The sequence below is a fragment of the Mesorhizobium sp. Root554 genome, from assembly GCF_001427025.1.
Classification (GTDB): domain Bacteria; phylum Pseudomonadota; class Alphaproteobacteria; order Rhizobiales; family Rhizobiaceae; genus Mesorhizobium.
The window spans coordinates 860,331-885,196 of record NZ_LMGA01000001.1; the positions used below are offsets into that span (position 1 = coordinate 860,331).

22 protein-coding genes are annotated in these 24,866 nt (G+C 63.3%); 14 read left to right on the forward strand and 8 right to left on the reverse strand.

The features are described 5' to 3' along the window. The first annotated feature begins 226 nt into the window (after positions 1-226). From ASD44_RS04200 to ASD44_RS04220, 5 genes are read left to right on the forward strand one after another with little or no spacing between them, the layout of a single operon-like run. Entirely contained in the window at positions 227-1,360 is a 1,134-nt protein-coding gene (locus ASD44_RS04200) for a thiolase family protein (protein ID WP_056109173.1), read from the forward strand. Then, positions 1,357-1,794 (forward strand): OB-fold domain-containing protein, encoded by a 438-nt coding sequence (locus tag ASD44_RS04205; RefSeq protein WP_056109175.1) that lies wholly within the window; start codon positions 1,357-1,359, stop codon positions 1,792-1,794. Before ASD44_RS04200 ends, ASD44_RS04205 begins: the two co-directional genes overlap by 4 nt. Further along, a complete protein-coding gene (locus ASD44_RS04210; protein ID WP_056109182.1) occupies positions 1,791-2,834 on the forward strand; it encodes an alcohol dehydrogenase catalytic domain-containing protein in 1,044 nt (347 codons plus the stop codon). The genes ASD44_RS04205 and ASD44_RS04210 overlap by 4 nt, the downstream gene beginning before the upstream one ends. Positions 2,835-2,844: 10 nt before the next feature. Continuing rightward, positions 2,845-4,011 (forward strand): hypothetical protein, encoded by a 1,167-nt coding sequence (locus ASD44_RS04215; protein ID WP_056115420.1) that lies wholly within the window; start codon positions 2,845-2,847, stop codon positions 4,009-4,011. Between the two features lie 12 nt (positions 4,012-4,023). Further along, positions 4,024-4,443: a Zn-ribbon domain-containing OB-fold protein gene (locus ASD44_RS04220; protein ID WP_056109183.1), complete on the forward strand. Its 420-nt coding sequence runs from the start codon at positions 4,024-4,026 to the stop codon at positions 4,441-4,443. A 63-nt stretch (positions 4,444-4,506) separates the two neighbouring features. On the opposite strand, the gene ASD44_RS04225 is transcribed toward ASD44_RS04220, so the two are convergent. After that, positions 4,507-5,391: an SMP-30/gluconolactonase/LRE family protein gene (locus tag ASD44_RS04225; RefSeq protein ID WP_056109186.1), complete on the reverse strand. Its 885-nt coding sequence runs from the start codon at positions 5,389-5,391 to the stop codon at positions 4,507-4,509. 268 nt (positions 5,392-5,659) lie between these two features. On the opposite strand from ASD44_RS04225, the gene ASD44_RS04230 reads away from it, so the two are divergent. From ASD44_RS04230 to ASD44_RS04245, 4 genes are read left to right on the forward strand one after another with little or no spacing between them, the layout of a single operon-like run. After that, positions 5,660-6,622 (forward strand): branched-chain amino acid ABC transporter permease, encoded by a 963-nt coding sequence (locus tag ASD44_RS04230; protein WP_056109187.1) that lies wholly within the window; start codon positions 5,660-5,662, stop codon positions 6,620-6,622. Then, positions 6,622-8,388, forward strand: a complete 1,767-nt coding sequence (locus tag ASD44_RS04235; RefSeq protein ID WP_056109190.1) for a branched-chain amino acid ABC transporter ATP-binding protein/permease — start codon at positions 6,622-6,624, stop codon at positions 8,386-8,388. The genes ASD44_RS04230 and ASD44_RS04235 overlap by 1 nt, the downstream gene beginning before the upstream one ends. Further along, complete coding sequence (locus ASD44_RS04240) at positions 8,381-9,088, forward strand: ABC transporter ATP-binding protein (protein WP_056109193.1); 708 nt, start codon at positions 8,381-8,383, stop codon at positions 9,086-9,088. The genes ASD44_RS04235 and ASD44_RS04240 overlap by 8 nt, the downstream gene beginning before the upstream one ends. A 56-nt stretch (positions 9,089-9,144) precedes the next feature. Then, on the forward strand, positions 9,145-10,359 hold the full coding sequence (locus ASD44_RS04245; protein WP_244478719.1) for an ABC transporter substrate-binding protein: 1,215 nt from the start codon (positions 9,145-9,147) through the stop codon (positions 10,357-10,359). Positions 10,360-10,495: 136 nt separating this feature from the next. On the opposite strand, the gene ASD44_RS04250 is transcribed toward ASD44_RS04245, so the two are convergent. Together ASD44_RS04250 and ASD44_RS04255 are read right to left on the reverse strand one after the other, a co-directional pair. Beyond that, positions 10,496-11,485 carry an Ldh family oxidoreductase gene (locus tag ASD44_RS04250; protein WP_056109200.1) on the reverse strand — a complete coding sequence of 330 codons (990 nt, stop codon included), beginning with the start codon at positions 11,483-11,485 and terminating at the stop codon, positions 10,496-10,498. A gap of 38 nt (positions 11,486-11,523) precedes the next feature. Beyond that, positions 11,524-12,705, reverse strand: coding sequence for an acyl-CoA dehydrogenase family protein (locus tag ASD44_RS04255; protein ID WP_056109202.1), 1,182 nt, complete (start codon positions 12,703-12,705; stop codon positions 11,524-11,526). 151 nt (positions 12,706-12,856) lie between these two features. Here ASD44_RS04255 and ASD44_RS04260 point away from each other — a divergent pair, with 151 nt between their 5' ends. The 4 genes from ASD44_RS04260 (at position 12,857) to ASD44_RS04275 (ending at position 17,974) form a co-directional block, all read left to right on the forward strand. Continuing rightward, a complete protein-coding gene (locus tag ASD44_RS04260) occupies positions 12,857-13,792 on the forward strand; it encodes a LysR substrate-binding domain-containing protein (protein WP_056109206.1) in 936 nt (311 codons plus the stop codon). A 144-nt stretch (positions 13,793-13,936) separates the two neighbouring features. Beyond that, positions 13,937-14,905 carry an amidohydrolase family protein gene (locus ASD44_RS04265; RefSeq protein WP_056109208.1) on the forward strand — a complete coding sequence of 323 codons (969 nt, stop codon included), beginning with the start codon at positions 13,937-13,939 and terminating at the stop codon, positions 14,903-14,905. A gap of 10 nt (positions 14,906-14,915) precedes the next feature. Next, entirely contained in the window at positions 14,916-16,520 is a 1,605-nt protein-coding gene (locus ASD44_RS04270) for an AMP-binding protein (RefSeq protein ID WP_056109212.1), read from the forward strand. After that, on the forward strand, positions 16,517-17,974 hold the full coding sequence (locus ASD44_RS04275) for a hypothetical protein (RefSeq protein ID WP_056109214.1): 1,458 nt from the start codon (positions 16,517-16,519) through the stop codon (positions 17,972-17,974). The genes ASD44_RS04270 and ASD44_RS04275 overlap by 4 nt, the downstream gene beginning before the upstream one ends. A gap of 49 nt (positions 17,975-18,023) precedes the next feature. Here ASD44_RS04275 and ASD44_RS04280 read toward each other — a convergent pair whose 3' ends face one another. The 5 genes from ASD44_RS04280 to ASD44_RS04300 form a co-directional block, all read right to left on the reverse strand. After that, entirely contained in the window at positions 18,024-18,773 is a 750-nt protein-coding gene (locus tag ASD44_RS04280; RefSeq protein WP_056109215.1) for an ABC transporter ATP-binding protein, read from the reverse strand. Beyond that, positions 18,773-19,537: an ABC transporter ATP-binding protein gene (locus ASD44_RS04285; RefSeq protein WP_056109219.1), complete on the reverse strand. Its 765-nt coding sequence runs from the start codon at positions 19,535-19,537 to the stop codon at positions 18,773-18,775. The genes ASD44_RS04280 and ASD44_RS04285 overlap by 1 nt, the downstream gene beginning before the upstream one ends. Before the next feature lie 4 nt (positions 19,538-19,541). After that, positions 19,542-20,693, reverse strand: a complete 1,152-nt coding sequence (locus ASD44_RS04290) for a branched-chain amino acid ABC transporter permease (protein WP_056109222.1) — start codon at positions 20,691-20,693, stop codon at positions 19,542-19,544. A 4-nt stretch (positions 20,694-20,697) separates the two neighbouring features. Continuing rightward, positions 20,698-21,723, reverse strand: coding sequence for a branched-chain amino acid ABC transporter permease (locus tag ASD44_RS04295; protein WP_056109225.1), 1,026 nt, complete (start codon positions 21,721-21,723; stop codon positions 20,698-20,700). Positions 21,724-21,804: 81 nt separating this feature from the next. Beyond that, a complete protein-coding gene (locus ASD44_RS04300) occupies positions 21,805-23,151 on the reverse strand; it encodes a substrate-binding protein (protein ID WP_056109226.1) in 1,347 nt (448 codons plus the stop codon). Positions 23,152-23,338: 187 nt separating this feature from the next. On the opposite strand from ASD44_RS04300, the gene ASD44_RS04305 reads away from it, so the two are divergent. Further along, entirely contained in the window at positions 23,339-24,799 is a 1,461-nt protein-coding gene (locus ASD44_RS04305; protein ID WP_056109230.1) for a helix-turn-helix transcriptional regulator, read from the forward strand. Positions 24,800-24,866 lie beyond the last annotated feature (67 nt).

The following is a 24,866-nucleotide window of genomic DNA, read 5'->3' on the forward strand; positions in this document are numbered from 1 at the left end:
GCGCGCGGTCGAGACACGCGACGGAAAGTGCTTCGAATAACAGCTATTCCTGTGGGCTGTGCAGTTCTGCTATTCAGGGATAATTGATTGAAATCAATATTTTGGCAGAAGTTCCTGCGAGCATTGCACCTTCGTCCAGCCCTTGGCGGGTCTATGCGGCGGTGACGAAATCCCCCACTCTTGCCCGGTCTGAAAAGACAACGACTTCAGGTGAGGAAACAAACACATGGCTAAAGCGCAGGCGGCGGTTGTCGGCGTCGGGACCACGGCCTATGGCCGGCTTCCCGAATACGACGCCTATGATCTCGGCATGTGGGCTCTGTCGGATGCACTGGCGGATGCCGGTCTCGGTTTCGGCGACATCGACGGCATCGTCATCAACCGCATTCCCGACTATCAGCGCTTCTGCGAGATTGCCGGCATCGATCCGCAGTTCGTCACCATCACGCCTGGCCACGGGCGCTTTGCCGCCATCTGCATTGAAACCGCGATCAATCTTGTGTCGAGCGGCCGCTGCAAGACGGTGGCGCTTGTCTATGGCAACAATGGACGCTCCGCCGGCGCGGCCTATGGCGGCCCGGAGGACAGTTATGGATCTGGCGCCAACGGGCTCTGGTTCCCCTATGGCATGACGTCTCCCGGCGCCTTCCACGCGCTGATGATGCGGCGGCATATGGGCCTCTATGGCACCACGCCTGAGCAGATCGCCCAGATATCGATGACATTCCGCAATCACGCCGCGCTCAACCCGCAGGCGGTGATGCGCCAGCCCTTCGATCTCGACACTTATCTCAACGCGCGCATGATCTGCGATCCGCTGCGGCTGCTGGATTATTGCCTGATCAACGATGGCGGCGTGGCGCTCATCATCACCTCGGCGGAGCGCGCCAAGGACCACGCCAAGCCGCCTGTTTATCTGCGCGGCGCGGCGCTGCAGACGGTGTTCGCCGACTCGATGTTCCCGCCCGACGATTTCTGGCGCGGCGCGATGAAAAAGGTCGCCGACCGCAGCTTCGGCGAGGCCGGGCTGTCGCGTGAGGACATGTCGGCGCTGATGATTTACGACAATTTCACCCCTACGGTGATGTTCTCGCTGGAAGGCTGCGGCTATTGCGGCGAGGGCGAGAGCGGTCCCTTCGTCGCCGAAGGCCATCTGGCGCTTGGCGCGAAATATCCCACCAACACCTCCGGCGGGCATTTGTCGGAAAGCTACATGCAGGGCTGGGCGCTCAACGTCGAGGCGGTGCGCCAGCTTCGTGGCGAGTGCGGAGATCGCCAGGTGCATGATGCGGCCAACGTCCATTATAGCGCCGCCGCACCCGTCTGCTCCTCCATCGTCTATTCGAGGGATGCGTCATGACGCCGATCGATACAACAGTGCCCGAAAAGCCGCGTCCGAAGCTGGACGGCCCGGAAAAACCGTTCTGGGACGGGCTGCGCGAGGGGGAAATCCGCGTGCAGCGTTGCGAGAATTGCGGGAGGCACCGTTTCCCGGCGAGCCGTTACTGCCCGCATTGCCACAGCCCTGAATTCCAATGGGAAGCGGTAGCGGGCGAAGGCGAGGTGGAAAGCTTCTGCGTCTTCCACAAGGCCTACTTCCCCGGCTTCGTGCCCGAAATGCCCTATACCGTGCTCCAGGTGAAGCTCGACAGCGGCGTGCGCTTCTTCTCCAACCCGGCCGAAGGCGAGGCCAAGGATGCACTGGCGGTGGGCACACGGGTGCGTGCCGTGTTCGAGCCGGTGGACAACGATCTCACGCTTCTCAAATTTCGTAGCGCGGAGGCAAGATCATGAAAGCCATGGTTGTCGAACAGCCCGGCGGCGTCGAGGTTCTGACGCCGCAGATCGTGCCCGATCCCGTGGCGCAGCCGCAGGATGTTATCATCAAGGTGGATAGCTGCGGCGTCTGTTTCCACGACATCGTCACCCGCAACGGCACGCTCAAGGCCGGCGTGAAGATGCCGCTGATCCTCGGCCATGAGATCGCGGGAACGGTGGTCGATGTCGGCAGTCGCGTCGGCAAGTTCCGGCCTGGAGACCGCGTGACGACGACGCAGCGCTACCATATCTGCGGTTCCTGCCAGCATTGCCGCACGGGCTACGAGCCACTGTGTGAGGATCGCAAGTTCCTCGGCGATTATGGACTGGTCGGCGGCTATGCCGAGTTCGTCGGCGTCGAGGACGACAATGTCGCCCATGTGCCGGACAACGTGCCGTTGCACGAGGCGGCGATCGTCGCCTGCACCATCGGCACCATCGTCAACGCCATGCGCGAGGTCGGCCGCGTGTCTGCCGGCGAGACCGTGCTGGTTACCGGCTCCGGCGGCGGACTTGGCATGCATTCGATCCAGTTCGCCAGGCTGCAGGGGGCGCGCGTCATCGCCCAGACAACCTCGCCGAAGAAGGCCGAACGGCTGCGTGAACTCGGTGCGCACGAAGTGGTCGTGCACGAGCGCGGAGCCGACTTCTCCGGCGAGGTGCGCAAGCTGACCGGCGGGCGCGGCGTCGATGTGGTGGTCGACAATGTCGGCTCGCTGCTGTTCCAGCCGATCCGCAAATCGCTCGCCGTGCGCGGACGCTGGATCCTGATCGGCCAGCTCAACGGCGATTTCGTGCCGTTCAATCCGGCGCAGCTTTTCCTGAAGAACATTTCGATGCTGTCGGCGACCTCGACGACGCGAAGGCAGCTCGAACAATGCCTGGAGATCGTCTCGCGCGGCGGCATCAAGCCGGTGGTCGATCAATTGCTGCCTTTGTCCGAAGCGCGCCGGGCGCATGAACTGGTCGAGGCTGGCGCGGCGGCGGGGCGCATCGTCCTGCAGCCCGGAGCGTGAGGAGAACAGGGTGAAAATAAACGCAGCCATTGTCGGCGTCGGTGCGTCTGAATTCGGGCGTTTCCTGCCGGATACGCAGCTCAGGCTGGCGGCCAAGGCGCTGAAACAGGCGCTGGACGATTCCGGCCTCGAGCGCGAGGACATTGACGGCCTTTCCATGCACATGGGCTGGCCGCTCGGCCTCGACTATGACCAGGTGGCCGACGGCCTCGGGCTCAACATCCGCTACGTGAACCAGGCCTGGACGCATGGCCGCTTCGTCACCAACACGCTTCAGCATGCGGCGCTTGCCGTGTCGGCGGGCCTCGCCAATGTGGTCGCCTGCGTCACCGCCATCAGCTTCACCCGCGAGCGCGATATTCTCGGCGGGCCGGGCGACATGGAAGGCTACCGCGAGGGCGGCGGCACCCATGGCGAGTCCCCGACTTACGGGCTTACCTCTCCGTCCGGGGGGGCTGCGCTGTCCATGCAGCGCTACATGAAGCTCTATGGCGGCACCAGCGAGAAGCTCGCCGCCGTGCCGATCCAGATTCGCCAGCACGCGCTGCTCAATCCGGATTCGGTCATGAAGGAAGAGCTGACGCTGGAGAAGCACCAGTCTTCACGCATGGTGGTCGATCCGCTGCATCTGTTCGACTGCTGCCTGATGACGGATGGCGCCATCGTCACGCTGGTGACCACGAAGGAGCGCGCCAGGGACCTGAAGCAGAAGCCGGTGGTCTTCGCGGGCATGCAGGGCATTCGCTCCAGCCGCGACGAATTCATCTTCGCGCCGCCAGGTCTTGGCATCGGCCAGCAGCCGGTGACGCATGTGCGCTCGCGCCCCATCGATACCGAAGTGTTCGACAAGGCCGGGGTTACGCAGAAGGACGTCAAGGGCGTCTACACCTACGATGCCTTCTCGCCGCTCGTCCTGTTCGTGCTCGAGCGTTACGGCTATTGCGGCGAGGGCGAGGCGCTCGATTTCGTCCAGAACAATGGCATCGGGCCGGGCGGCAGGCTGCCCGTGAACACGAATGGCGGGTTGCTGTCGGAGGCGCATGTCGCCGGCTGGAACCATATCCGAGAAATGACGCGGCAGATTCGCGGCACCGCGGGTCCCCGGCAGATCCCGAACGCCGACGTCCTGCAATGGGGCACCGTCTGGGGCGATTCCGTAATCCTGACGGCGGCTTGAGGAGGACCGACAATGAGTTTCCATCAAGGCATCACCGCCAAGCCGCGGCCACGCATCACGCCCGACCATCAGCCGCTCTGGGACGGCTTCAAGCAGCACAAGATGATGCTGCCCTTCTGCGAGGATTGCGGCAAGCCGCATCTGCCTCCCGGACCTGTCTGCCCGCATTGCTTTTCCGACCGGCTCGACTGGCGCGAGGTCTCGGGACGTGGCGTCGTCACGACATGGGTCGTCGTCCACAAGGCCTGGTTCCCGGCCTTTGCCGAGGACATTCCCTACAATGTCGTGCAGGTCGAGTTGGAGGAGGGGCCGCGCATCACTGCCAGCCTCGTCGGCGCAGGCGATCAGAAGCTGGACGTCGGCCAGAAGGTGGTCGCGGTCTTCGAGCCGGTCGATGAGGATTTGACGCTGCTCAGGTTCAAGCCGGCCTAGAGGCGGCCGTTATCCAAGGAAGAAAAAGGGCGCGGCAGCGAGTCTGCCCGCGCCCTTTTTGCGTCAGGAATAGAGCGCTTCGGGCAGTCCGGCCACATCCGAGTCCATCGCCAGCAGCCCGCCGGAGAACGGTTCGGACGCGAGTTTCTCGGCGGGAAGGCGGAATCGGGCGGTGGTGACGTACATGGTCTTCAGGTTCGGCCCGCCAAAGGTGACATGCGTCGGCTTGGTCACGCCGAGTTCGAGTGTCTGGTCGACCCTGCCGTCGGGCGTGAAGCGGATCAGGCAACCGCCATCGTAACGCGCATTCCACAGATAACCCGCGGCATCGACGCTGGAGCCGTCCACATCGCCCGGCAAACCCTTGGTGTCGGCAAACAGACGGCGATTGGAAATCGCGCCAGTGTCGACATCGTAGTCATGGGCGAAGATCAGATTGGTGTGGCTGTCGCCGAGGTAGAATGTCGCGCCATCCGGGCTCCAGCAGATCGAGTTCGGCAGGAAGATGTCCTTGTCCTGCACGAGCTGCGTGCCTTTGGGGCCGCTGACCTGCCAAAGCCGGCCATTGGCGCCCGACAGCATCTTGTCCATGCTGGCGACGAGAAAGCGTCCGCGCGGATCAGTCCGCCCGTCGTTCAAAATGTTGTCCGGCCTGTCGCTTTCAGGATGCGAGAGACGGTGCAGGGCACCGTCGGTCGGGCTCCACAGCGCCATGCCGTTGCGGCCCGAAATCAAAACCTCTTGTGAATCGGTGATTGCGTAGGAGCCGAGCTTTTCCGGCGGCGTCCAGCTCTCTGTCGTCCCGGTTGCGGGATCGTAGGCATGAAAGGCCGGCTTCAGCACGTCGATCCACGTCAGCACCTTGCGCTCGGGATGCCACAACGGCACTTCGCCCAAGACATCCTCGGTCTGTGCGACCAGCTTTATGTCCCCGGTCTTGATCGGCATGGGCTTCTCCCTTGGTGGCCTTCGCGGGGCCGTAGCAGCGATTTGACGGAATCCTTATTCGCTTGGCGGAAGCAGGTACCACTATAGCAGCTATGCGTATGGCCTGAATTGACGCGCGAGGGGCGGGGCTACCTACTAGGGCAACTTATCCGGTCGCCTTTCGGGCAGGCCGGACGCTGCGGCAGGATCAGGGAGGATCGCCGATGTCTCTTCGCCACCGGCTTGTTCAGCGCGCATCGCGTCGTGCCAGCCATGTCATGGACGTAGCATGAGCGACAATCTCATCCTGCTTGAGAATTTCCTGCAGGCGCTCGCCGCCGGCCTGATGGTCGGCTGCCTGTATGGATTGATGTGCACGGGCCTCGGCATGATCTTCGGCATCATGCGCGTCATCAACTTCGCGCAGGGCGATCTGATGATGCTGGGCATGTACGCCGCCTGGTACCTGTTCACCGGCTTCGGCGTTCTTGCCTTCCTCGGTCCGTACGCCGGCCCTGTCATTGCCGCGATGCTGGCTGGACCCATCCTCTACGTCGTCGGCTATTTCATGCATCAGTTTCTGGTTTCGCGGGTGACAGGCGTCAGCGTCGCGTCGAGCGACAACCAGGGCCACTACGCGCAGCTCATCCTGACGCTCGGCATCGCGCTCATCCTGCAGAACGGCGGCCTGATCCTGTTCGGATCGGAGCCGAATTCGATCCGCACACCCATGTCCTCGAGCGCCTGGGAAGTCGGGCCGCTCGTTGGCGAATGGGTCAGTGTCTTCCTCAACAAGGCGCGTCTGGTCGGCGCCGTGGTGTCGATCCTGGTGGCCTTGGGCCTCTATGCCTTCGTCACCCGCACACGGCTCGGCAAGGCGCTGCGCGCTTCCGCCGACAACGTCGTGGCGGCGCAGTACATGGGTATCAACGTCGACCGGGCGCACCGCATCGCCTTCGGCATCGGCACCGCGATCACCGCTGTCGCCGGCGGACTGGTCGCCATGTACTATCCGTTCCAGCCCTATGTCGGCATCGAGTTCGTCATCGTCATGTATGCCGGTGTGGTGCTGGGCGGACTGGGCTCCATCACCGGCGCTTTCTGGGGCGGCATGACCATCGGCCTGGTGCAGCAGCTTTCGACGCTGATCCTGCCGATCCAGCTGCAGAACACGGCGATCTTCGTCGTCTTCCTCCTCGTCATTTTCTTCCGGCCCCAAGGCCTGTTCGGCAATAGCGTGGAGCGCGTGTGATGGGCCGCGGTACCAGCTTCAAACGTTCCGCCGGCATACTGGCCGCCCTTTCCGCGGTTTACCTGCTGCTCGTCTTCATCGTTCCGGACCAGTATTACCAGTTGATGCTGACCTTGGTCGCCATCTGGGCGGTCATGGGCATCTCGTGGAACGTGCTGTCCGGTTATTCCGGCCTGGTGTCGTTCGGCCACGCGGCCTTCTTCGGCCTCGGCGCTTACACGGTGGCGCTCTCCTTGCTGCATTTCGGCCTGACGCCGTGGATCGGCATACCGCTGGCGGGCGTCGTCGGCGCGATAGCCGGCGTCCTTGTCGGCCTGCCGACCTTCCGGCTGCGCGGTCATTATTTCGCGCTCGCCATGCTCGCCTATCCGCTGGCGCTGCTCTACGTCTTCGAATGGCTGGGCTATCAGGAAGTCGCGCTGCCGATGCATCGCGAGAATCCCGCCGCCTTCATGCAGTTTTCCGATGGCCGCATCTATTCGGTGATCGCGCTGGTGCTGCTGATCGTCGCGATCCTCATCTCGCGCTGGATCGAGACCACCCGCTTCGGCATGGCGCTGCTTGCCATCAAGCAGAACGAACTGGCGGCCGAAGCGGCGGGCATCGAGACCCGCAAGTGGAAGCTCAAGGCCATCGCCATATCCGGCGCGATCGCCGGCGCCATAGGCGGCTTCTATGCGGTGATCCTCATCGTGGTGACGCCGGCCAGCGTGTTCTCCATGCTGACATCGGCGCAGGCGCTCATCATGGCGCTGTTCGGCGGCATCGGCACCGTCTGGGGTCCCGTCATCGGCGCGGCGATCCTCATCCCCTTGTCCGAGACGCTCCATGCCGAACTCGGCAATGTGCTGCCTGGCATCCAGGGCGTGGTGTTCGGCGTCGCCATCGTGCTGGTCATCCTGCTGGCGCCGGAAGGCATCTTCTGGAAAGTCCGCGATCTTCTCGGGCGCGATGACAAGGACCAAAAGCCCGGCGATGTGGAGACTGTTTTCTCCGATCCCGGAGAACTGATCGAGCGTCCGGAGATCATGTCCGGCAGGACTATCCTCGAAGTCCGCGACCTGTCGAAGAATTTCGGTGGTCTCAAGGCACTGCAGAACGTGTCGTTCAAGGTGCCGGAAGGCGCGGTCGTCGGAATTATCGGACCGAACGGCGCTGGCAAGACCACCCTGTTCAACCTTCTCAATGGCTTTGTCACGCCAAGCACCGGCGAGGTGACGCTCGAAGGCCAGAACCTGATCGGTCTCCAGCCAAGCGGCGTCTGCAAGCTGGGGGTAGGGCGCACGTTCCAGGTCGCCCGCCCGTTCGCCCGGCTGTCCGTGCTCGATAACGTCCTTGTCGGCGCATATGTGCGGGCAGACGACGACGAGACGGCCTTCCGGCACGCCCGCGAGGCCCTGGCTCTGGTCGGCATGGAAGCCGACGCGGATCGCCCGGCTGGCGGGCTGCCGAGCAAGGAGCAGCGGCTGATGGAGCTGGCGCGCGCGCTGGCCGGCAAGCCGAAGATCCTGTTCCTCGACGAAATCCTCGCCGGGTTGGGCTCGAGCGAAATCAACGACGTAATCGTCGTGCTTCGCAAGCTGACCGAGTCCGGCATCACCATATTGATTATCGAGCACACGATGCAGGCCATGCTGCGGCTGGCCGACCACTTCATCGTCCTCGACCACGGGGCCCTGCTCGGCGAGGGCAAGCCGCGCGACATGATGCGCGATCCCAAGGTCATCGAAGCTTATCTCGGCAAAAGGTGGCGCGAACGTGCTTGAGATCAGGGACCTCCATGTTGCCTACGGCGGCGTATCGGCGCTCAACGGCATATCGCTGACCGTCAACAGCGGCGACTTCGTTTCCATCGTCGGCCCCAACGGCGCCGGCAAGACGACGCTGTTCAAATCCATATCCGGCTCGGTGCCGGTGCGGTCCGGTGCGATCACTTTCGAAGGCCGCGACCTCAACGCCGTTCCGGCGCATGAACGTCCGCATCTGGGCATCGCCCACGTTCCGGAAGGGCGGCAGGTTTTTCCAAATCTGACGGTCGAGGAAAACCTCGAGATGGGCGCCTACACCGAGGCTGGCCAGAAGCACTGGAAGGACAATCTCGACTATGTCCTCAAGCTGTTTCCGATCCTGGGCGAAAGGCGTCTGCAGCAGGCGGGCACGCTTTCCGGCGGCCAGCAGCAGATGGTCGCCATTGCGCGCGGACTGGCCTCGTCGCCGAAGCTTCTGATGCTCGACGAGCCGTCGATGGGTCTGGCTCCGGCGGTCGCCGATTCGATCTTCGAGGCGATCGTCGAAATCCGCAAGGCGCGCAACCTGACGGTCCTGCTGGTCGAGCAGCGCGCCGTCGAGGCGCTCGAAAGCTGCGACCGCGGTTACGTCATTGAAACCGGTCGGGTGGTGCTGGAAGGCGCCCAGACTGAATTGCTTTCCGACGACAGGGTCCGCAAGGCCTATCTCGGCATCTAAGACGACCACGAAACATTCGGGAGGAATATAGAATGGTTACACGCAGAAGAGTTCTCATGACCGGCGTCGCGGCGCTCGCAATGTCGGCTGTTTCCTATGGGTCGGTCTTCGCCCAGGCGAACCCGGCCGAGGTCAAGGTGGCGCTGATCGCACCGATGTCCGGCCCCTGGGCGCGCCAGGGCGAATTGATGAAGAAGGGCGCCGAACTGGCCATCAAGGACATCAACGCAGCCGGAGGCGTCGAAAAGCTCGGCGGCGCCAAGATGAAGCTGATGATCTTCGATGCCGGCGACACGACCGAAAAGGCAAAGAACGCCGCCCAGCGCATGGTCTCGCAGGAGCCGGATCTGGTCGGTGTTTCAGGCGCCTGGCTGTCGTCCTTCACGCTGTCGGTCTCGGAAGTGACCGAGCGCGCCGAACTGCCGATGGTGACGCTGTCCTATTCCGACCAGATCACCTCGCGCGGCTTCAAATACATCTTCCAGATGCCGCCGACGGGTGTGAAGCAGGCGGAAGACGCACTGCCGGCGCTGATGGAAGTGGCGCAGAAGGCGACCGGCAAGAAGCCGACCAAGACCGGCATCGTTTCCGACAACACGGCTTCCTCGGTCAGCTTCGCCAAGCCGATGCGCGAGGGCGGATTGAAGGCAATGGGCATCGACCTTCTGTTCGATGAAACCTTCACGCCTCCTCTGGCCGACGCCACCGCGCTGATCCAGCAGGCGCGTTCGAAGCGGCCTGAGTTTCTCATCATGCTGGGCACCTCGGTGCCGGACGACAAGCTGATGCTGGAGAAGGTCAACGAGTTCAATCTCGGCGGCGGCCGCATGCCGATCATCTCGAGCGGCGCTCACATCGGCGCACCGGAGCTTCTGAAGAATATCGGTCCCGACCTGCTCGAGGGCGTGATGTCGGTCGTCGGCAATTGGGGCGCCAAGGGTCAGGAAGAAATCATCCAGCGTTTCAAGACCGAAACCGGCGAACCCTGGATGACGCAGGACTCCATCAGCGCCTATGGCGACATGTGGCTGTTCAAGCAGGCGCTGGAAGACGCCGGCAAGGCCGACAAGAAGGCGGTGGGCGAGGCCCTGCGCAAGATGGACACGACCGAAGGTCCGGCCAAGTATTATCCCGGCGGTCACATCAAGTTCGACGAGGCCGGCCACAACGTCAATGCCAAGCTGATTATCGTGCAGTGGCAGGGCGGCGAACCGAAGCCGATCTATCCGCCGGAATCGGCGCTGGCCGAGCCGGTCTGGCCGACGAACTGATAGGCAGTCCGACTCCCAGGACAACCGCCCGCGGCCAGCGATGGCCGCGGGTTTTTCTTTGAGAGACGAGTGGTTGCCGGGCAATAGAAAAGGCCGCCCTCCCAGGCGGCCTTTTGGATAGTTCCGGCAGCCTGTTTCAGGCGGCGTTGAGGATTGCCTGGATGCCGGCATGGACTGTGTCCGGCATTTCGATGTAGCCGCGTTCGATGGCTGCGGCGCGGTCGGCGCGGGAGCGGTCGAACGGCATCCGCACTGGCTCGCCGCCCTCGACCGGCCGGGTCGAGCGAACGGCTTCGGCATAGCTTGAAATCTCGGCCTTGAAGGCGTCCGTATCGGTCAGGATGTCGGGCCGGATGGCGACGATGAGATAGCCGAATTCGCGCAGTTCGCCGGGGATCATCGGCGATCCCGCCAGCATGCCGAGCATCTGCACCACCATGGCCAGACCCGAGCCGCGATGGCCGCCCCACGGCGCGAAGGCGCCTTGCAAGGCCGCGTCTGGATCGTTGGTCGGCTTGCCGTCAGGCCCGAAAGCCATGCCGGGCGACAATTGCTGCCCTAGCCGCCGCGCCAGCACGACCTGCGCATGGATGATCGCCGAGGTTCCGATGTCCCAGATCACCGGCTCGCCCTTGCTGGGAAAGCCGAAGCAGATGGGGTTGGTGCCGAAGCGCCCCTCCGTGCCGCCATGCGGCGCCACCCAGGGTGAGGCGTTCGACGCGATCATGGTGACGAGGTCGTGTTCGGCCGCCATCTCGGCGTAGTAGGACAGCATGCCGGTGTACCAGGTGTCGCTGGCGCCGACGATGGCGATGCCGCCGGCCTTGGCCTTCTCGATGGCGATCTCGGTCGCCCGCTGCGCCACGATGTAGCCGAGCTTGTCGGCGCCATCGAGCCGCGCCGACACCGGCGTTTCCCTGAGCACTGTGATCGGCCTGGTCGAACGGCCCTGCTTTTCAAGCCGCTCCGAGATCGAGATCATGCGGGCAAAGCCCGCATAGTCGAGACCGCGCAACTCGCTGTCCATCAGGTGGCCGGCGGCGATACGCGCCTCGTCCGCGGTGCAGCCCAGTTTCGTCATGACCTTTTCGGCCAGCGTGTAGGCGTCGGCGACGGGAAGTCGCATGGTTTCCTCCTCCTTTGTGATGATCCGGTCGCCGCTGCTCAGTAGGAGCGCGGCATGCCGAGAACGTGCTCGGCGATGAATGCGAGGATGAGGTTCGTCGAGATCGGAGCGACCTGGTAGAGCCGCGTCTCGCGGAACTTGCGCTCGACATCGTACTCTTCGGCGAAACCGAACCCGCCATGTGTTTGCAGGCAAGCCTCGGCGGCGTGCCATGCGGCTTCGGAAGCCAGAAGCTTCGCCATATTGGCTTCCTTGCCGCAGGGCGCGTGTTGCTCGTAGAGGCTGGCACCGTGATAGACCATCAGCCGCGCGGCTGACATTTCCGCATAGGAGCGGGCGATGGGGAACTGCACACCCTGGTTCTGGCCGATGGGCCGTCCGAAGACGACGCGCTCGCCGGAGTAAGCCGCCGCCTTGTTGATGAACCAGTTCGCGTCGCCGATGCATTCCGAGGCGATCAGCAGCCGCTCGGCATTCATGCCGTCGAGCACGTAGCGAAAGCCCTTGCCTTCCTCGCCGATCAGATGATCGGCCGGAACCTTGAGATTGTCGAAGAACACCTCGGTGGTCGCATGGTTCATCATTGTGCGGATGGGGCGGATGGTCAGCCCGTTGCCGACGGCCTCGCGCATGTCGACGACGAGGATCGACAGCCCGTCGGCACGTTTCGTCACCTTGTCTTTTGGCGTCGTGCGGACAAGCAGAACCATCAGGTCGGAATGTTCGGCGCGCGACGTCCATATCTTCTGGCCGTTCACCACATAGTGGTCGCCTTCGCGCACGGCGGTCGTCTTGATCGAGGTGGTGTCGGTGCCGGCGGTGGGTTCGGTCACGCCGAAAGCCTGCAGGCGCAGTTCGCCCGACGCGATCTTGGGCAGCCAGCGCTGCTTCTGCTCCTCGTTGCCATGGCGCAGGATGATGCCCATGACATACATCTGCGCATGGCAGGCGCTGCCATTGCCGCCATTGGCATGGACGGTTTCGAGAATGGCGACGGCATCGGAGAGGCCGAGGCCGGAGCCGCCATACTCTTCCGGGATCAGCGCGCCGAGATAGCCGGCCTCAGTCATCGCCTTGACGAATTCGGACGGATAGCGCCGCTCGCGGTCCACTTCGCGCCAGTATTTGTCGGGAAACCGCGCGCATAAGGCCGTGACGGCTTCGCGGATTTCAGCCTTGTCGTCGCCCAAGGCGGGATTGTCTGTCGATTTGTTGAGCATGGCGCGTCCTCGCGTGCCTGGTTTAAGCCTGAACCAACAGACTAGTGGCCGCGCTCCGTCATCGTCAGACGCCCACTGATCCTATCAGATATATTGTTAATGGTGGCCCTTGGTCGTATCTTCCGCGGACGCCAGAAGGCATATTGCCCCCATGGAGTTGAAGCAGCTCAAATACCTCCTGTCCGTCTCCGAATTGGGCAGTTTTTCCAAGGCGGCGGTCGTGCTTTCGGTCGCCCAGCCGGTGCTTTCGCGCCAGATCCGCAGCCTTGAGGAAGAGCTTGGGGTCGAACTGCTCTACCGTAACGGCCGCGGCATCGTCGTTTCCGATGCCGGCCAGATCGTCGTCGAGCACGCGCGCGCGATCGTCAACTCCGTCGGGTCCATTTCCGCCGATATCGACACCTTGCGGTCGGACCCGAGCGGCAAGATTTCCATAGGCATGCCGCCGACTGCGGGTTCCGTGCTGACGGCGCCGCTGATCCAGCGTTTCCACGAGGAATATCCCCGCATCAAGCTGAAGGTGCAGGAAGGCTACAGCGGCCATGTCCTCGAATGGCTTTCGACCGGCCGCATCGACGTGGCCATCCTTTATAACGCGCCCAAGACCTCAACGCTGCTGACACAGCCCTTGATCGAAGAGGAACTGCTGCTGATCGGTCCTGGCCGCAAGCCTGATATGGCGGTGGAAGGCCCGGTGAACGGGGCCAGTCTAGCCGAAATGCCGCTCATCCTGCCGTCGCATCCGCACGGGCTGCGCGTGCTGGTGGAGTCGCTGCTCGGCCCGCAGCGCATCTATCCGAATGTCGAATACGAGATCGACAGCCTCAGCGCCGTCGTCAACATGGTGGAACAGGGCATCGGCTATACGATCCTGCCCTACGCCGCCGTCAGCGCCAAGGTCGAGGCGGGCGACCTGACCGCCACCTCGATCGTCGAGCCGAGGATGACGCGGCATCTCGTTCTCGCTACCTCCACCCAGCGTCCCGTCACCAACGCCACCCGCACGCTGGCCAAGATGGTCACGCTGCTGGTCCGCGACCTGGTTAAGGACGGCGTCTGGATGCCGCGCGCGCAGCTCGACCATTAAGCGGGTCCGCTCTCCGGCCTTGTCCGAAAGTCCTATCTATACCTGCTATGCCATTCGCCGCGATTGTCCGCGCGGCGCCGATTTCCGAAAATGCTGCGAACACATTGAGGGTTCAGAGGCGCGGACGCGCCGGGAGGTCTGGACGTGACGGTCGTCGATTCACACGCGCATATCTGGGGCGAGGGCTTCCTGCCGCCGGCGTTCTTTCGCCGCGCCGCCGAACAGTGGGCGGCGAAGGCCGACGATCGCAGCGCCGACATGATCCTGCCGCGGCTCTTGTCCGGCGTCGAGGACCCCGATGGTGACGACTTCGTCGCCAACATGGACCGCGCCGGCGTCGACCGTTCGATGATCATGATGATCGACGTCGGCGAGCCGGTCTTCGGCGAAGAGCCGCGCGTCAATGTCGACCGCCAGATCGAATTCTATGGCGAACTGCAGAAGCGCCACAGAAACCGGCTGCATTGCCATGTCTCGGTGGATTTCCGCCGCGCAGGCTATCTCGACTCCATCAAGCGGGGCGTGAGGGACCACGGCCTCGTCGGCATCGGCGAACTGACGCCGGACGGCTTCGCCGCCGATGGCGAGAATGTTCGCCCGATGTTCAGGCTTGCCGCGGATCTGGGTGTGCCGGTGCAGATCCACACGCGGGCAGGGGTGTGGACCGATTTCGCCGGCGCCGATTATTCCGAGAATAATCCTGTCCATCCGGTTCACGTCGCGCGGCTGGCCAAGGCGCTTCCCGATCTCAAGATCATCCTGTGCCATGCCGGCTTTCCGCTGTGGTGGCAGGTGGCGGCCGAGGCTGTCGCCGATCTCCCCAACTGCGTTCTCGATGTGTCCAACTGGAACGAGCATCTCGCCGAAAATCCCGGTGATCTCGTCGCGCGGCTGGCCACATGGCGCTCGCTGGTCGGCAGCGAACGCATCCTCTTCGCCTCGGATCACGCCTCCGGCAAACGCTTCACTGGAGAGCGTTCCGAACTGCGGCACTGGGTCGATTTCTTCCGCGACCTTCCGGCCAATGCGGCCAGATGGGGTTATCGGTTCACCGAAGCGGAAGCCGAGCAGATGCTGGGCGCCAACGCCCTCAAATTCTACAACCTGTCCTGAGGTATAAGCGATGCCGACGATCCCGAATGCACGAACCATCCCGGCATTGCTGAAGGAGCTTGCGGATACCTGGCCTGACCGCGAGGCGCTCGTTGCTCGCGACAAGCGCTTTACCTATGCCCAGTTGCGGGCGGAAGTGCGCGCCTTCGCCAAGGGCCTGTCGGCCATGGGTATCGGCAAGGGCAGCCGCGTCGCCATCCTGATGGGCAACAAATGGGAATGGATTATCGCCGATCTCGCCGTGTGCAGCCTTGGCGGCATCATGGTCTCGGTCAACACCTGGGTGACGGCGCGCGAGCTTGCCTACATCCTCAACCACTCCGACGCCGACACGCTGGTCTACACCAGCCGCTTCCTGAAATACGACTACGCCGCCATGCTGACAGAGCTTGAGCCGCATGCGGAGGCGATGCCGAAGCTGAAGCGCTTCATCCATGTCGGCGCCGAAGGCTACAAGGAAAGTGTGCCGTTCAACGATGTCTACGGCATGGGCGCGAACGTCTCCGACAGGATTCTGGACGATGCCGCCGCCGCCGTCGATCCGCTCGACGTTACCTATCTGCTCTACACCTCGGGCTCGACCTCGACGCCGAAGGGCGTCCAGCTCCAGCATTACGGCCTGATCGAGAACATGTGGAACATCGGCGAGCGGATGCATTGCACGCATGAGGACCGTCTGTGGCTGGCCGTTTCGCTCTATTGGGGGCTGGGCTGCGAGAACGCGCTCTTCAACATCTTCACCCATGGCGGATGCCTTGTGTTGCAGGAGCATTTCGAGGCCGGCGAAGCCCTGCGCCTCATCGAGGAAGAGCGCTGCACCCTCTACTACGGCACGCCGAACATGGCGCAGGCCATGGCGGAGCATCCTGACCGACCGAAGCGCGATCTGACTACCCTGCGTTCGGGCGGCGCCACCGGCCTGCCGGACCAGCTCCAGCGCGTCGTCGATCTCGGCGCCAGGGAGATATGCCACATCTACGGGCTGACCGAGACCTACGGCAATTGCACCGTCACCGACGGCAAGCTCGACCCGGCCAGCAAGCGTTTCGCCACCGTCGGACGGCCGCTCGACGGGGTCGATCTGCGCGTCGTCGATCCGGAAACGTTCAAGCCCCTGCCGGCAGGCGCCACAGGCGAGGTCCAGGTCAAGCGCTACGTCACCAAGGGCTACTACAAGGACGAGGACAAGAACCGCGATGCCTTCACCCCGGACGGGTATTTCCGCACAGGCGATCTGGGGCTGCTCGACGACGAGGGATACCTTCACTTCCGTGGCCGCATGAAGGAGATGATCAAGACCGGCGGCATCAACGTCGCGCCGGCCGAGGTCGAGGAAATCCTCATGCAGCAGGAAGGCGTGCAACTTGCCTTCGTCGTGGGTGTTCCGGATGCGGTGCGCGACGAGATCATCGGCGCCGTGGTGGTCACTGAACGCGACCCCGGTCCCGGCGCGGAAAAGAAGCTGGCGGAAGCGCTCAAGAAGGAGCTGGCCGCCTACAAGATGCCGCGCGCCTACCGGTTCGTGCGCGAAATCGACCTGCCGCTGACGACGACCGGCAAGGTCAAGAAGAACGAACTGGCGAACCTTTTCCTCGAAGTGCCGGCCGACGCATGAACGACCAGTCCCCGCCCGCGCAGGGCGCGGGACCAGAGCTGGAACCGGATGGGCCGCCGGCGAAGCGGCTTGTTGCCGGCGACTGGCAAGGCATCGCGGGCGCGCTCCTCGTTGCCGCCACCTGCGCCGTCATCGTCGGCGAATTTGGTTTTCGTCAGCAGGCCGGTAACATCGCTGCGATGCTGGTTACCGGGTTTGCGCTGCTGCAATTGCGGCGGCTGAGTTTTTCCGTGCTCATCCTCGCCGCTGCCGGACTTGCCTTCCTCGTCTTCGGCTTTTCGACCCGCTCCGACATGGTTCTGCTGATCGAGTCGGTCGCGGTGCGCTCGGCCTGGGTCGTTGCCGTGTTCGTCTCGCTGCTGTCGCTGCGTTCAGCGGTCAACGACATTCCCGGCATCGTCCGTTCCGGCCTCTATCTGGTCAGTCAGCCGCCCGGCCGCCGCTACGCGGCGCTGACGCTGGGCTCGCAGCTGTTTTCCCACATACTTCAATATGGCGCCGTCACGCTGCTGGGCGGGCTGGTCACCAACATCACGGCGCGCGAGCCCGACGGCTGGCTGCGGCAGGCGCGCGAGCGCCGCATGCTGCTCGCCATCCAGCGGGGCTTCGTTGCGACGCTGTGCTGGTCCCCGGTGGCGTTTCCGATGATCATCTCGACCGCCGTGGTGCCGGGATCGGACTGGATCGGCTCGGTACCCGGCGCGCTTGGCACCAGCGTGCTCATCATGGGGATCGGCTGGTTCCTGGATTCGCTTTTCAAGCCGCAGATGGCCGCGACGCGTCCCATGGCCGTCCTGGGGGCCGCGAAGGACCTGCTGCCGCTTGCTCTGCTTCTCGGCGCCCTTTTCGCCGGCGCTGCCGCCATCGTCCTGACGACCGGCATGTCGACCTCGGTCGCCGTGCTGATCATGGTGCCGTTCATGGCGTTGGTGATCGTGCTGGTTCGCGCCGGCGGTTCGGGCAGCCGCAGGGTCGCGGCGGCGGGCAGCTGGATCCGCCAATTCGCGCGAGAGGAATTGCCGCTGTTCTCGTCGGAATCGATGCTGGTCATCGCCGCCACGTTTACAGGTCTGCTTTCGGTCGAACTGCTGGGTCCGGTCATCCAGACCGTCGCCTTGCCGGCCATGCCCGGCTGGCTGGTGCTCGTCCTGGTGGTCTGGTGGATGCCAGCGGCGGGGCAGGTCGGTCTTCACCCGATATTGGCGGCATCGCTGGTCGGTGGTCTGTTCCCGCAGCCGGCTCTCTATGGTTTGACGCCCGACCAACTCGTCGTCGCGATCACCGGCGGCTGGGCCCTGTCTGGCGCCACGTCGCCGTTCACCGCTGTGACGGCGCTGGTGGCGCGGCTTGGCCGGGTCAGCGCCTACACGGTCGGCTGGCGCTGGAACGGGCTGTTCCTGCTCTGCACCGGCATCGCCGTTTCGCTCTGGGCGGCCTTCAACCCGGTCAGCTGAACCGGCGCTACAAACGGCCGGGGCAACTGAATGCGGTAACCCGTTGCGCCTACAGCGCGAGATATTTGTTGCGAAGCTCGACATCGCCGAGCACGTCCTGCGCCGTGCCGTCGAAAACGATCTGGCCCATATCGAGGATCAGGGCCCGGTTTGCCAACTCCAGCGCGGCCACCGCATTCTGTTCTACGATGATGGTGGTGATGCCGAGTTTCTTGATCTCCCGCACAATGCGTTCGATCTCCTGCACGATGACCGGCGCAAGCCCTTCATAGGGTTCGTCGAGCAGAAGCAGTTTGATGTCGCGGGCCAAAGCGCGGGCCACGGCGAGCATCTGCTGCTCACCGCCGGAAAGCGTCACGCCCTCCTGCTTGCGACGCTCCGCAAGGCGTGGGAAGTGCTCGTAGATCTGCTCCAGGGGCCAGCCCTTGGGCTCGGCGATACGGGCAAGGATGAGGTTCTCTTCCACGGTAAGGCCGGGGATGATGCGGCGATCTTCCTGGACGAGCTGCACGCCGAGTTGAGCGGCCTGGAAATCCTTGAGCTTGTGGAGGGGTTGGCCGTTCAGCCAGATCTCCCCGCCCTTCAATTCCGGGTCCTGGGCTCGGGCCAGCGTACGCAGCGTCGATGTCTTGCCGGCGCCGTTACGGCCGAGAAGAGCAATGACGTCGCCCTCGGCGACGTCGAAGCTGACGCCCTGCACGATATAGCTCTCGCCGTAATAGGCGTGGATGTCGCGCACGCTGAAATAGGCGGGCGCCGTCGTGGCTGCACTCACGTCCGACATCGTCATGGCATTCATCAGTGCACGCCTCCCAGATAGGCTTCCTGGACCTTCGGGTTGCCCCTGACTTCGTCGGGAGGGCCATCGGCGATGATCCTGCCCTGTGCCAGCACCGTGATGCGGTCGGCCAGCGAAAACACGACATGCATGTCGTGTTCGATGATGACTTTGGTCATGCCGCGGCCCTTGAATTTCTTAAGAAGGTCGATGGTCGAATTGGTGTCATGGCGCGACATGCCGGCTGTCGGCTCGTCGAGCAGCAGCAGGCGCGGCTTCTGCACCAGGCCCATGGCGAGTTCCAGCCGGCGCTTGTCGCCGCGCGACAGGCTGCCGGCGATGGCATGGCTCTGTGTGGCGAGGCCGACATCCTCAAGCCAGTGCATGGCCTCGTCGCGGATATCCGTCCGCCTCCAGACCGGTTGGAAGGCATTGAGCCGAAATGGCCCATCGCGCTTGGCGAAGGCCGGAACCATGACGTTGTGGAGCAGGGACAGGTCGGGAAATATCTCCGGCGTCTGGAAGACGCGCACGACACCCATCTGGTTAATCTCGTGCGGTTGCTTGCCGGTGATGACTTGGCCGTCGAAGACGACCGCGCCGCTGTCGGGGGCGAGGCGGCCGATACAGACATTGAGCAGGGTCGATTTGCCGGCGCCGTTCGGTCCGATGATGGCATGGATGGTGCCTTCCTCGACCTGGAGATCGATGTCGGCCAGGGCGTGAAGCCCGGCGAACCTCTTGTGTACGTCGGCGACGTGGAGGACGACGTTGCGTGTCGACATGGTGCTACTCCGCCGGTTGGGTTTGCGTGGCGGGAATCTTCCTGCCATTGCCGGGCCGCCGGTTGAACATCATGCGGATGCGCCGCAGTCCTTCCATAATGCCGCCGGGCAGGAAGATCACGATGAGCATGAACACCACGCCGAGCGTCAGATTCCAGCCGTCGCCGACGAAGAGCGAAAGGAAACTGACGATCGGGTCCTCGATCGCATCCGGCAGAAAACCGAATGCGCCGTGCAGCGTGCCCGGGCTGAAGGACGAAAAGATGTTCTCGCAATATTTGATGACGGCTGCTCCGAGCACCGGCCCGACCAGTGTGCCGGCGCCGCCAAGAATCGTCATAAGCACCACTTCGCCTGACGCGGTCCATTGCATCCGCTCGGCGCCGACAAGCGGATCGGTGACGGCCATCAGCCCGCCGGCAAGCCCCGCATACATGCCGGAAATGACGAATGCCGCGAGCAGATAGGGGCGGGTGTTGAAACCGGTGTAGCGCATGCGGGTCTGGTTGGACTTTATCGCCCGCAGCATCATGCCGAAGGGCGAGCGGAAGATGCACATTGCAATGAAGAAGCAAATGATCAGCATTACGGCGCACAGATAGAACCCGGCATAGCCGCCGCCGCTGATGTTGAGGGCGAAGAGATTGACGCGCGGCAGTCCCGCCGCCGGCTCGATGAACATCGCGTCGATGACGCGCGGATCCTGAAGCGAAAGCTGCAGGCCGGTCTCGCCATTGGTCAGCGGCGTCAGCACCGAATAGACCAGATTGTAGCACATCTGGGCGAAGGCCAGCGTCAGGATGGAGAAGTAGATTCCTGACCGCTTCAGGCTGACATAGCCGATGACCACGGCGAACAGTGCGGCGAAGAAGACGGCCATGACGATCGCCGGAATGGCGTTCATCGTGAACAGCTTGAACGACCATACGGCGGCGTAGGAGCCGACGCCCAGGAACGCGGCATGGCCGAACGACAGATATCCCGTCAGGCCGAAGAGGATGTTGAAGCCGATCGCGAAAATGCCGAAGATGCAGAATTTCTGCATCAGCGCGGGATAGGCCGCGCCGATCGGCTCGAGAAGGACCGGCAGGCAAAGGACGACGGCGGAGAAGCCGGCCAGCAGCAGCCAGTCGTTGCGGGCGGGATTGTTGAACACTGGCTCAGTCCTCCATCATGCCTTTGCGGCCGAGCAGGCCACGCGGCAAGGTCAGCAGAATGACGACGGCGACCAGATAGATGATGACGTGGTCGATGCCGGGGATGATCGCCTTGACTTCGTTCATCGAGGCGAAGGACTGCAGGATCCCGAGCAGGAAACCAGCGACCACCGCGCCGCCGAGCGAACCCATGCCGCCGACCACCACGACGACGAAGGAAAGCACCAGGAATTCCATTCCCATGTGGTAATCGGGCGGCACGATCGGCGTGTACATGACGCCGGCGACACCGGCGATCACAGCAGCGAGGCCGAACACCACGGTGAACCGTCGTTCGATGTCGATGCCGAGGAAACCGACGGTTTGCCGGTCGTGCATGCCCGCGCGCACCACCATGCCATAGGTGGTGAATTGCAGGAATGCGAACACCGCGCCGATCACCGCCAGCGAGAAGAAGAGATAGACGATGCGCCACCACGGATAGGCGAGCGTCTGCCCCATGCCGAGGATTTCTCCGACATAGACGGTGCCGCCGAAGGCTTCGGGCGCCGGTTGCGGTATCGGATTGGCACCGAAGAAGTGCTTGATGATTTCCTGGATGATGATCGCCAGACCGAAGGTCACGAGTATCTGATCAGCATGGGGCCGCTTGTAGAAATGGCGGATGAGGCCGCGCTCCATCACGATGCCGATGGCGAGCATGACGGGGACAGCGAGTACGATCGATGCCGGAACCGAATAATCGTTGAGAAAAGCGCCGAAATCGCCGAGCCACGCCTCGACATAGGGCGTCCGCACCTCCAGCGGTGTGCCCCAGGGCGTCTTCTGTGCGGGATCGATGACGACGCTTTCGAGATTGAGCAGCCGGTTGAATGTGACGGCGCAAAAGGCGCCCAGCATGAACAGCGCGCCATGCGCGAAATTCACCACGCCGAGCGTTCCGAAAACCAGGGTGAGACCGAGCGCGATCAGCGCGTAGGCGCCGCCCTTGTCGAGGCCGTTCAATACTTGAAGCAGAAGTGCATCCATCGCCGTTTGCCGGTCTCGCTATCGAGGTGAAAGGAGCCGACCGCCGGAGGACAATCTGGCGGCCGGCTGTGGACCGTCAGATCAGCACTGCTTCGGATCGGACGGACCAAGCTCGCCACCGAAGATGGCGGGATCGTAGTCGAGCTCTTCGCGCGGTACGACCTTCACGACTTCCATCAGGTCGAATTTGTCCTTCGGGTTCTCCTTGCCCTTCACCACGACGCAGGACTTCATGCACTGATGGTCCTCGGCGCGGTAGAGCGTCTTGCCATTGCCCATGCCATCGAATTCGAAGCCTTCCAGCGCCTTGATGACGGCGGGTGCGTAGAAGGTGCCGGCGCGCTCGCAGGCGTCGGCATAGAGCAGCGCCTGCACGTAGCAGGTGTGCGCGGCCTGTGACGGAGGCGAGCCGAATTCGGCGCCGAAGGATTTGGTGAAGGCCTTGGTCGCGTCGTCGTCGAGTTTCCAGTCCCAGTTGCCGGTGCCGTAGATGCCCTTGACCGCGTCGCCCGCGCCCTGCGCCATCAGTTCGGAGAACAGCGGCACGACGATTTCAAATTTCTTGCCGTTGACCTGCTTGTCGCGCAGGCCGAACTGCACGGACTGGGTCAGCGAGTTGACCATGTCCTTGCCATAGTGGTTGAGGATCAGAACGTCGGCGCCCGAATTAAGGACCGGCGTGATGTACTGCGAAAAGTCCGCTGCGCCGAGCGGCGTGCGCACCGCGGCGACGGTTTTCCAGCCGAGCTTCTCGGTGGCCGCCTTCATCGATTCTTCCTGCGTCCAGCCCCAGGTGTAGTCGGCCGTCAGATGATAGGCCCTGCGCTCCTTGCCGTATTCCTGGCCGAGCACGGGGCCGAGCGCCACGCCCGACTGATAGGCATTGAAGAAGTGACGGAAGCCGTAGCGCTTCTTGTCCTTGCCCGTTGTGTCGTTGGAATGCGTGAGACCGGACATGAAGATGATGCCCAGTTCCTGACACAGACCCTGCACGGCGACCGCCACGCCCGATGACGAACCGCCGGAGATCATGATCGCGCCGTCGCGCTCGACCATGCGCTTGGCGCCGTCGCGGGCCGCATCGGACTTGGTCTGCGAGTCGCTCTGCACATAGGCGACCTTCTTGCCGAGGATGCCGTTGCCCTTGAGCGCGGTCGGCTTCATCGTTGCGATCATGCCGCCGTCGCCCTCACCGTTGAGGTGCTTGACGGCGAGCTGGAAGGCCTTGAGTTCGTCGGCGCCTTCGTCGGCGTAAGCTCCGGTCAGCGGCACGTTCCAGCCGAAGGTCACCGTGTCGCCCTTCGGCATGTTGCAGGACATGTCCTCGGCATAGGCTCCGCGAATGAAATGCATCGGCGCGGCAAGGCCGACGCCCAAGGCCGCACCGCTTTTGAGAATGAAGCGGCGGTTCACGTTCTCGAATTTCATTGATACCTCCCATTGATACCGCGCCGGTGAAGCGGTGCGGATGAGCGTTTCGCCCGCACTATCGTGGGTGATAATTGTCATTCTATCAATAAGCCTTTGGTTTAACAGCGAATTTTTGTAAATCCTTGTAGTTGAATGGCGTTTGTTTTGTCAGTAATTTACAAGCCTGAAATTGGGCGGAGGATGCATGATGCGTAGTCTGGCTGGCTCGAAGATACGGGCACTGCGCAAGAACGCCGGGCTTACGCAGGGCGAACTGGCGCAGCGAACGGGCATCTCGCCGTCCTATCTGAACCTTATCGAAATGAACAAGCGCACGGTTGCCGGCGCGTTGATCGACCGCGTCGCAGCGGGCCTGGGCGTCGAACGCTCCGAACTGGACGACACCGCGGAGCGGCGCACCATCGACGGTCTGAACGAACTCCTGTCGGACCCGGCTTTTTCCGGAAGACCGCAGGGGCCGAGCACCGATCTGGAGTTCGTCAGCCGCCATCCGGAATGGGCCGATCTGCTCTTACGGGTTTACCGGGCCTTCATCGACCGCAACCAGTCCGTTTTGGCCTTGGCCGATCGGCTCAATAGAGACCCGTTTCTCGGAGAAAGCGTCCACCGGATTCTGACCAACGTGACCGCGATCCGCTCAGCATCCGAGATTCTCGAGACGGATGACCGGCTCAGCGATGCGCAACGAAGCCGTTTCCTGCGGATCGTGGCGGCCGACAGCGAGAGCCTGTCGGCGACAGCGAGGGCATTGGCGACCTTCTTCGACAATCCGGAGATGCGTGTCCAGTCGGGCACTGCGATGGAGCAGGTCGATGCTCTCATGCTGGACTCCGACAACTATTTCGGCGAACTCGAGCAAGTCGCCGATGATTTCCGGAAAAGACGGGAATTTGCCGGCGCAATCGCCGGAGCCTGTGACGCGGCCTCGGAGGAGTTCAACGCGCCGCTCGACAGCGTCGAATCCCGGCGTTTCCGTGCGATTATGCAAATGTCCACGCCGCTCGCGCAGCCGGCCGTCATGCGACTTGTCGGGACCCACCCGGCGCTGGCCTCGGAGGAGGCCCGCTCCTATGCCGCTTCCGCGCTTCATGCCTATGTCGCGGCGGCGATACTGATGCCGTATGAGCAGTTTCTCGACGCGACCGAGCGGCGGCGCTACGATCTCGATGCGCTGTCGCGGCAATTCGCCGTATCCTACGAGCAGGCGTCCCACCGGCTTGCGACGCTGCGTCGCCCGGGCGCTGAAGGGGTGCGCTTCGCGTTCATGCGCTCCGACCCTTCCGGCTATATAACCAAGCGTCTCCCGCTGCCGGCACTGCCTTTGCCGCGCTACAGCAACGCCTGCCCTTTATGGGCGATCTACGCCGCTTTCCAGAGCCCCGGCGCGACGGTGCGGTCGTTTGGCACATTGCCGGGAGGCGATCGCTTCCTTTTCTTCGCCCGCGCCATAGAGAAGCGGCCGCAAACGGTTGCGTTTCCCCGGCATCTTCTCTCTATCATGCTTGTTTGTCCGGCTGCGGACGCCAGTCGTGTCGTCTATGCCGACGGGCTGGATGCGCAGGTCTCCGTTCCGGTTGGGACCACCTGCCGGATGTGTCCGCGCCACCAGTGCGGCCATCGGCAGGAGGCCCCGCTTTTCTTGTGACATGTAGTCACAAAGGTGTATGCCGGCTGGCTCGCGATGTGTGTAGGATGGAAAGAATTCGGTGAAC

Bases quoted from the DNA above. Each gene is read 5' to 3' on its own strand.
- ASD44_RS04200 (WP_056109173.1), top strand. From the start codon at position 227: ATGGCTAAAGCGCAGGCGGCGGTTGTCGGCGTCGGGACCACGGCCTAT.
- ASD44_RS04205 (WP_056109175.1), top strand. From the start codon at position 1,357: ATGACGCCGATCGATACAACAGTGCCCGAAAAGCCGCGTCCGAAGCTG.
- ASD44_RS04210 (WP_056109182.1), top strand. From the start codon at position 1,791: ATGAAAGCCATGGTTGTCGAACAGCCCGGCGGCGTCGAGGTTCTGACG.
- ASD44_RS04220 (WP_056109183.1), top strand. From the start codon at position 4,024: ATGAGTTTCCATCAAGGCATCACCGCCAAGCCGCGGCCACGCATCACG.
- ASD44_RS04225 (WP_056109186.1), bottom strand. From the start codon at position 5,391: ATGCCGATCAAGACCGGGGACATAAAGCTGGTCGCACAGACCGAGGAT.
- ASD44_RS04230 (WP_056109187.1), top strand. From the start codon at position 5,660: ATGAGCGACAATCTCATCCTGCTTGAGAATTTCCTGCAGGCGCTCGCC.
- ASD44_RS04235 (WP_056109190.1), top strand. From the start codon at position 6,622: ATGGGCCGCGGTACCAGCTTCAAACGTTCCGCCGGCATACTGGCCGCC.
- ASD44_RS04245 (WP_244478719.1), top strand. From the start codon at position 9,145: ATGACCGGCGTCGCGGCGCTCGCAATGTCGGCTGTTTCCTATGGGTCG.
- ASD44_RS04250 (WP_056109200.1), bottom strand. From the start codon at position 11,485: ATGCGACTTCCCGTCGCCGACGCCTACACGCTGGCCGAAAAGGTCATG.
- ASD44_RS04255 (WP_056109202.1), bottom strand. From the start codon at position 12,705: ATGCTCAACAAATCGACAGACAATCCCGCCTTGGGCGACGACAAGGCT.
- ASD44_RS04260 (WP_056109206.1), top strand. From the start codon at position 12,857: ATGGAGTTGAAGCAGCTCAAATACCTCCTGTCCGTCTCCGAATTGGGC.
- ASD44_RS04270 (WP_056109212.1), top strand. From the start codon at position 14,916: ATGCCGACGATCCCGAATGCACGAACCATCCCGGCATTGCTGAAGGAG.
- ASD44_RS04275 (WP_056109214.1), top strand. From the start codon at position 16,517: ATGAACGACCAGTCCCCGCCCGCGCAGGGCGCGGGACCAGAGCTGGAA.
- ASD44_RS04280 (WP_056109215.1), bottom strand. From the start codon at position 18,773: ATGAATGCCATGACGATGTCGGACGTGAGTGCAGCCACGACGGCGCCC.
- ASD44_RS04285 (WP_056109219.1), bottom strand. From the start codon at position 19,537: ATGTCGACACGCAACGTCGTCCTCCACGTCGCCGACGTACACAAGAGG.
- ASD44_RS04295 (WP_056109225.1), bottom strand. From the start codon at position 21,723: ATGGATGCACTTCTGCTTCAAGTATTGAACGGCCTCGACAAGGGCGGC.
- ASD44_RS04300 (WP_056109226.1), bottom strand. From the start codon at position 23,151: ATGAAATTCGAGAACGTGAACCGCCGCTTCATTCTCAAAAGCGGTGCG.
- ASD44_RS04305 (WP_056109230.1), top strand. From the start codon at position 23,339: ATGATGCGTAGTCTGGCTGGCTCGAAGATACGGGCACTGCGCAAGAAC.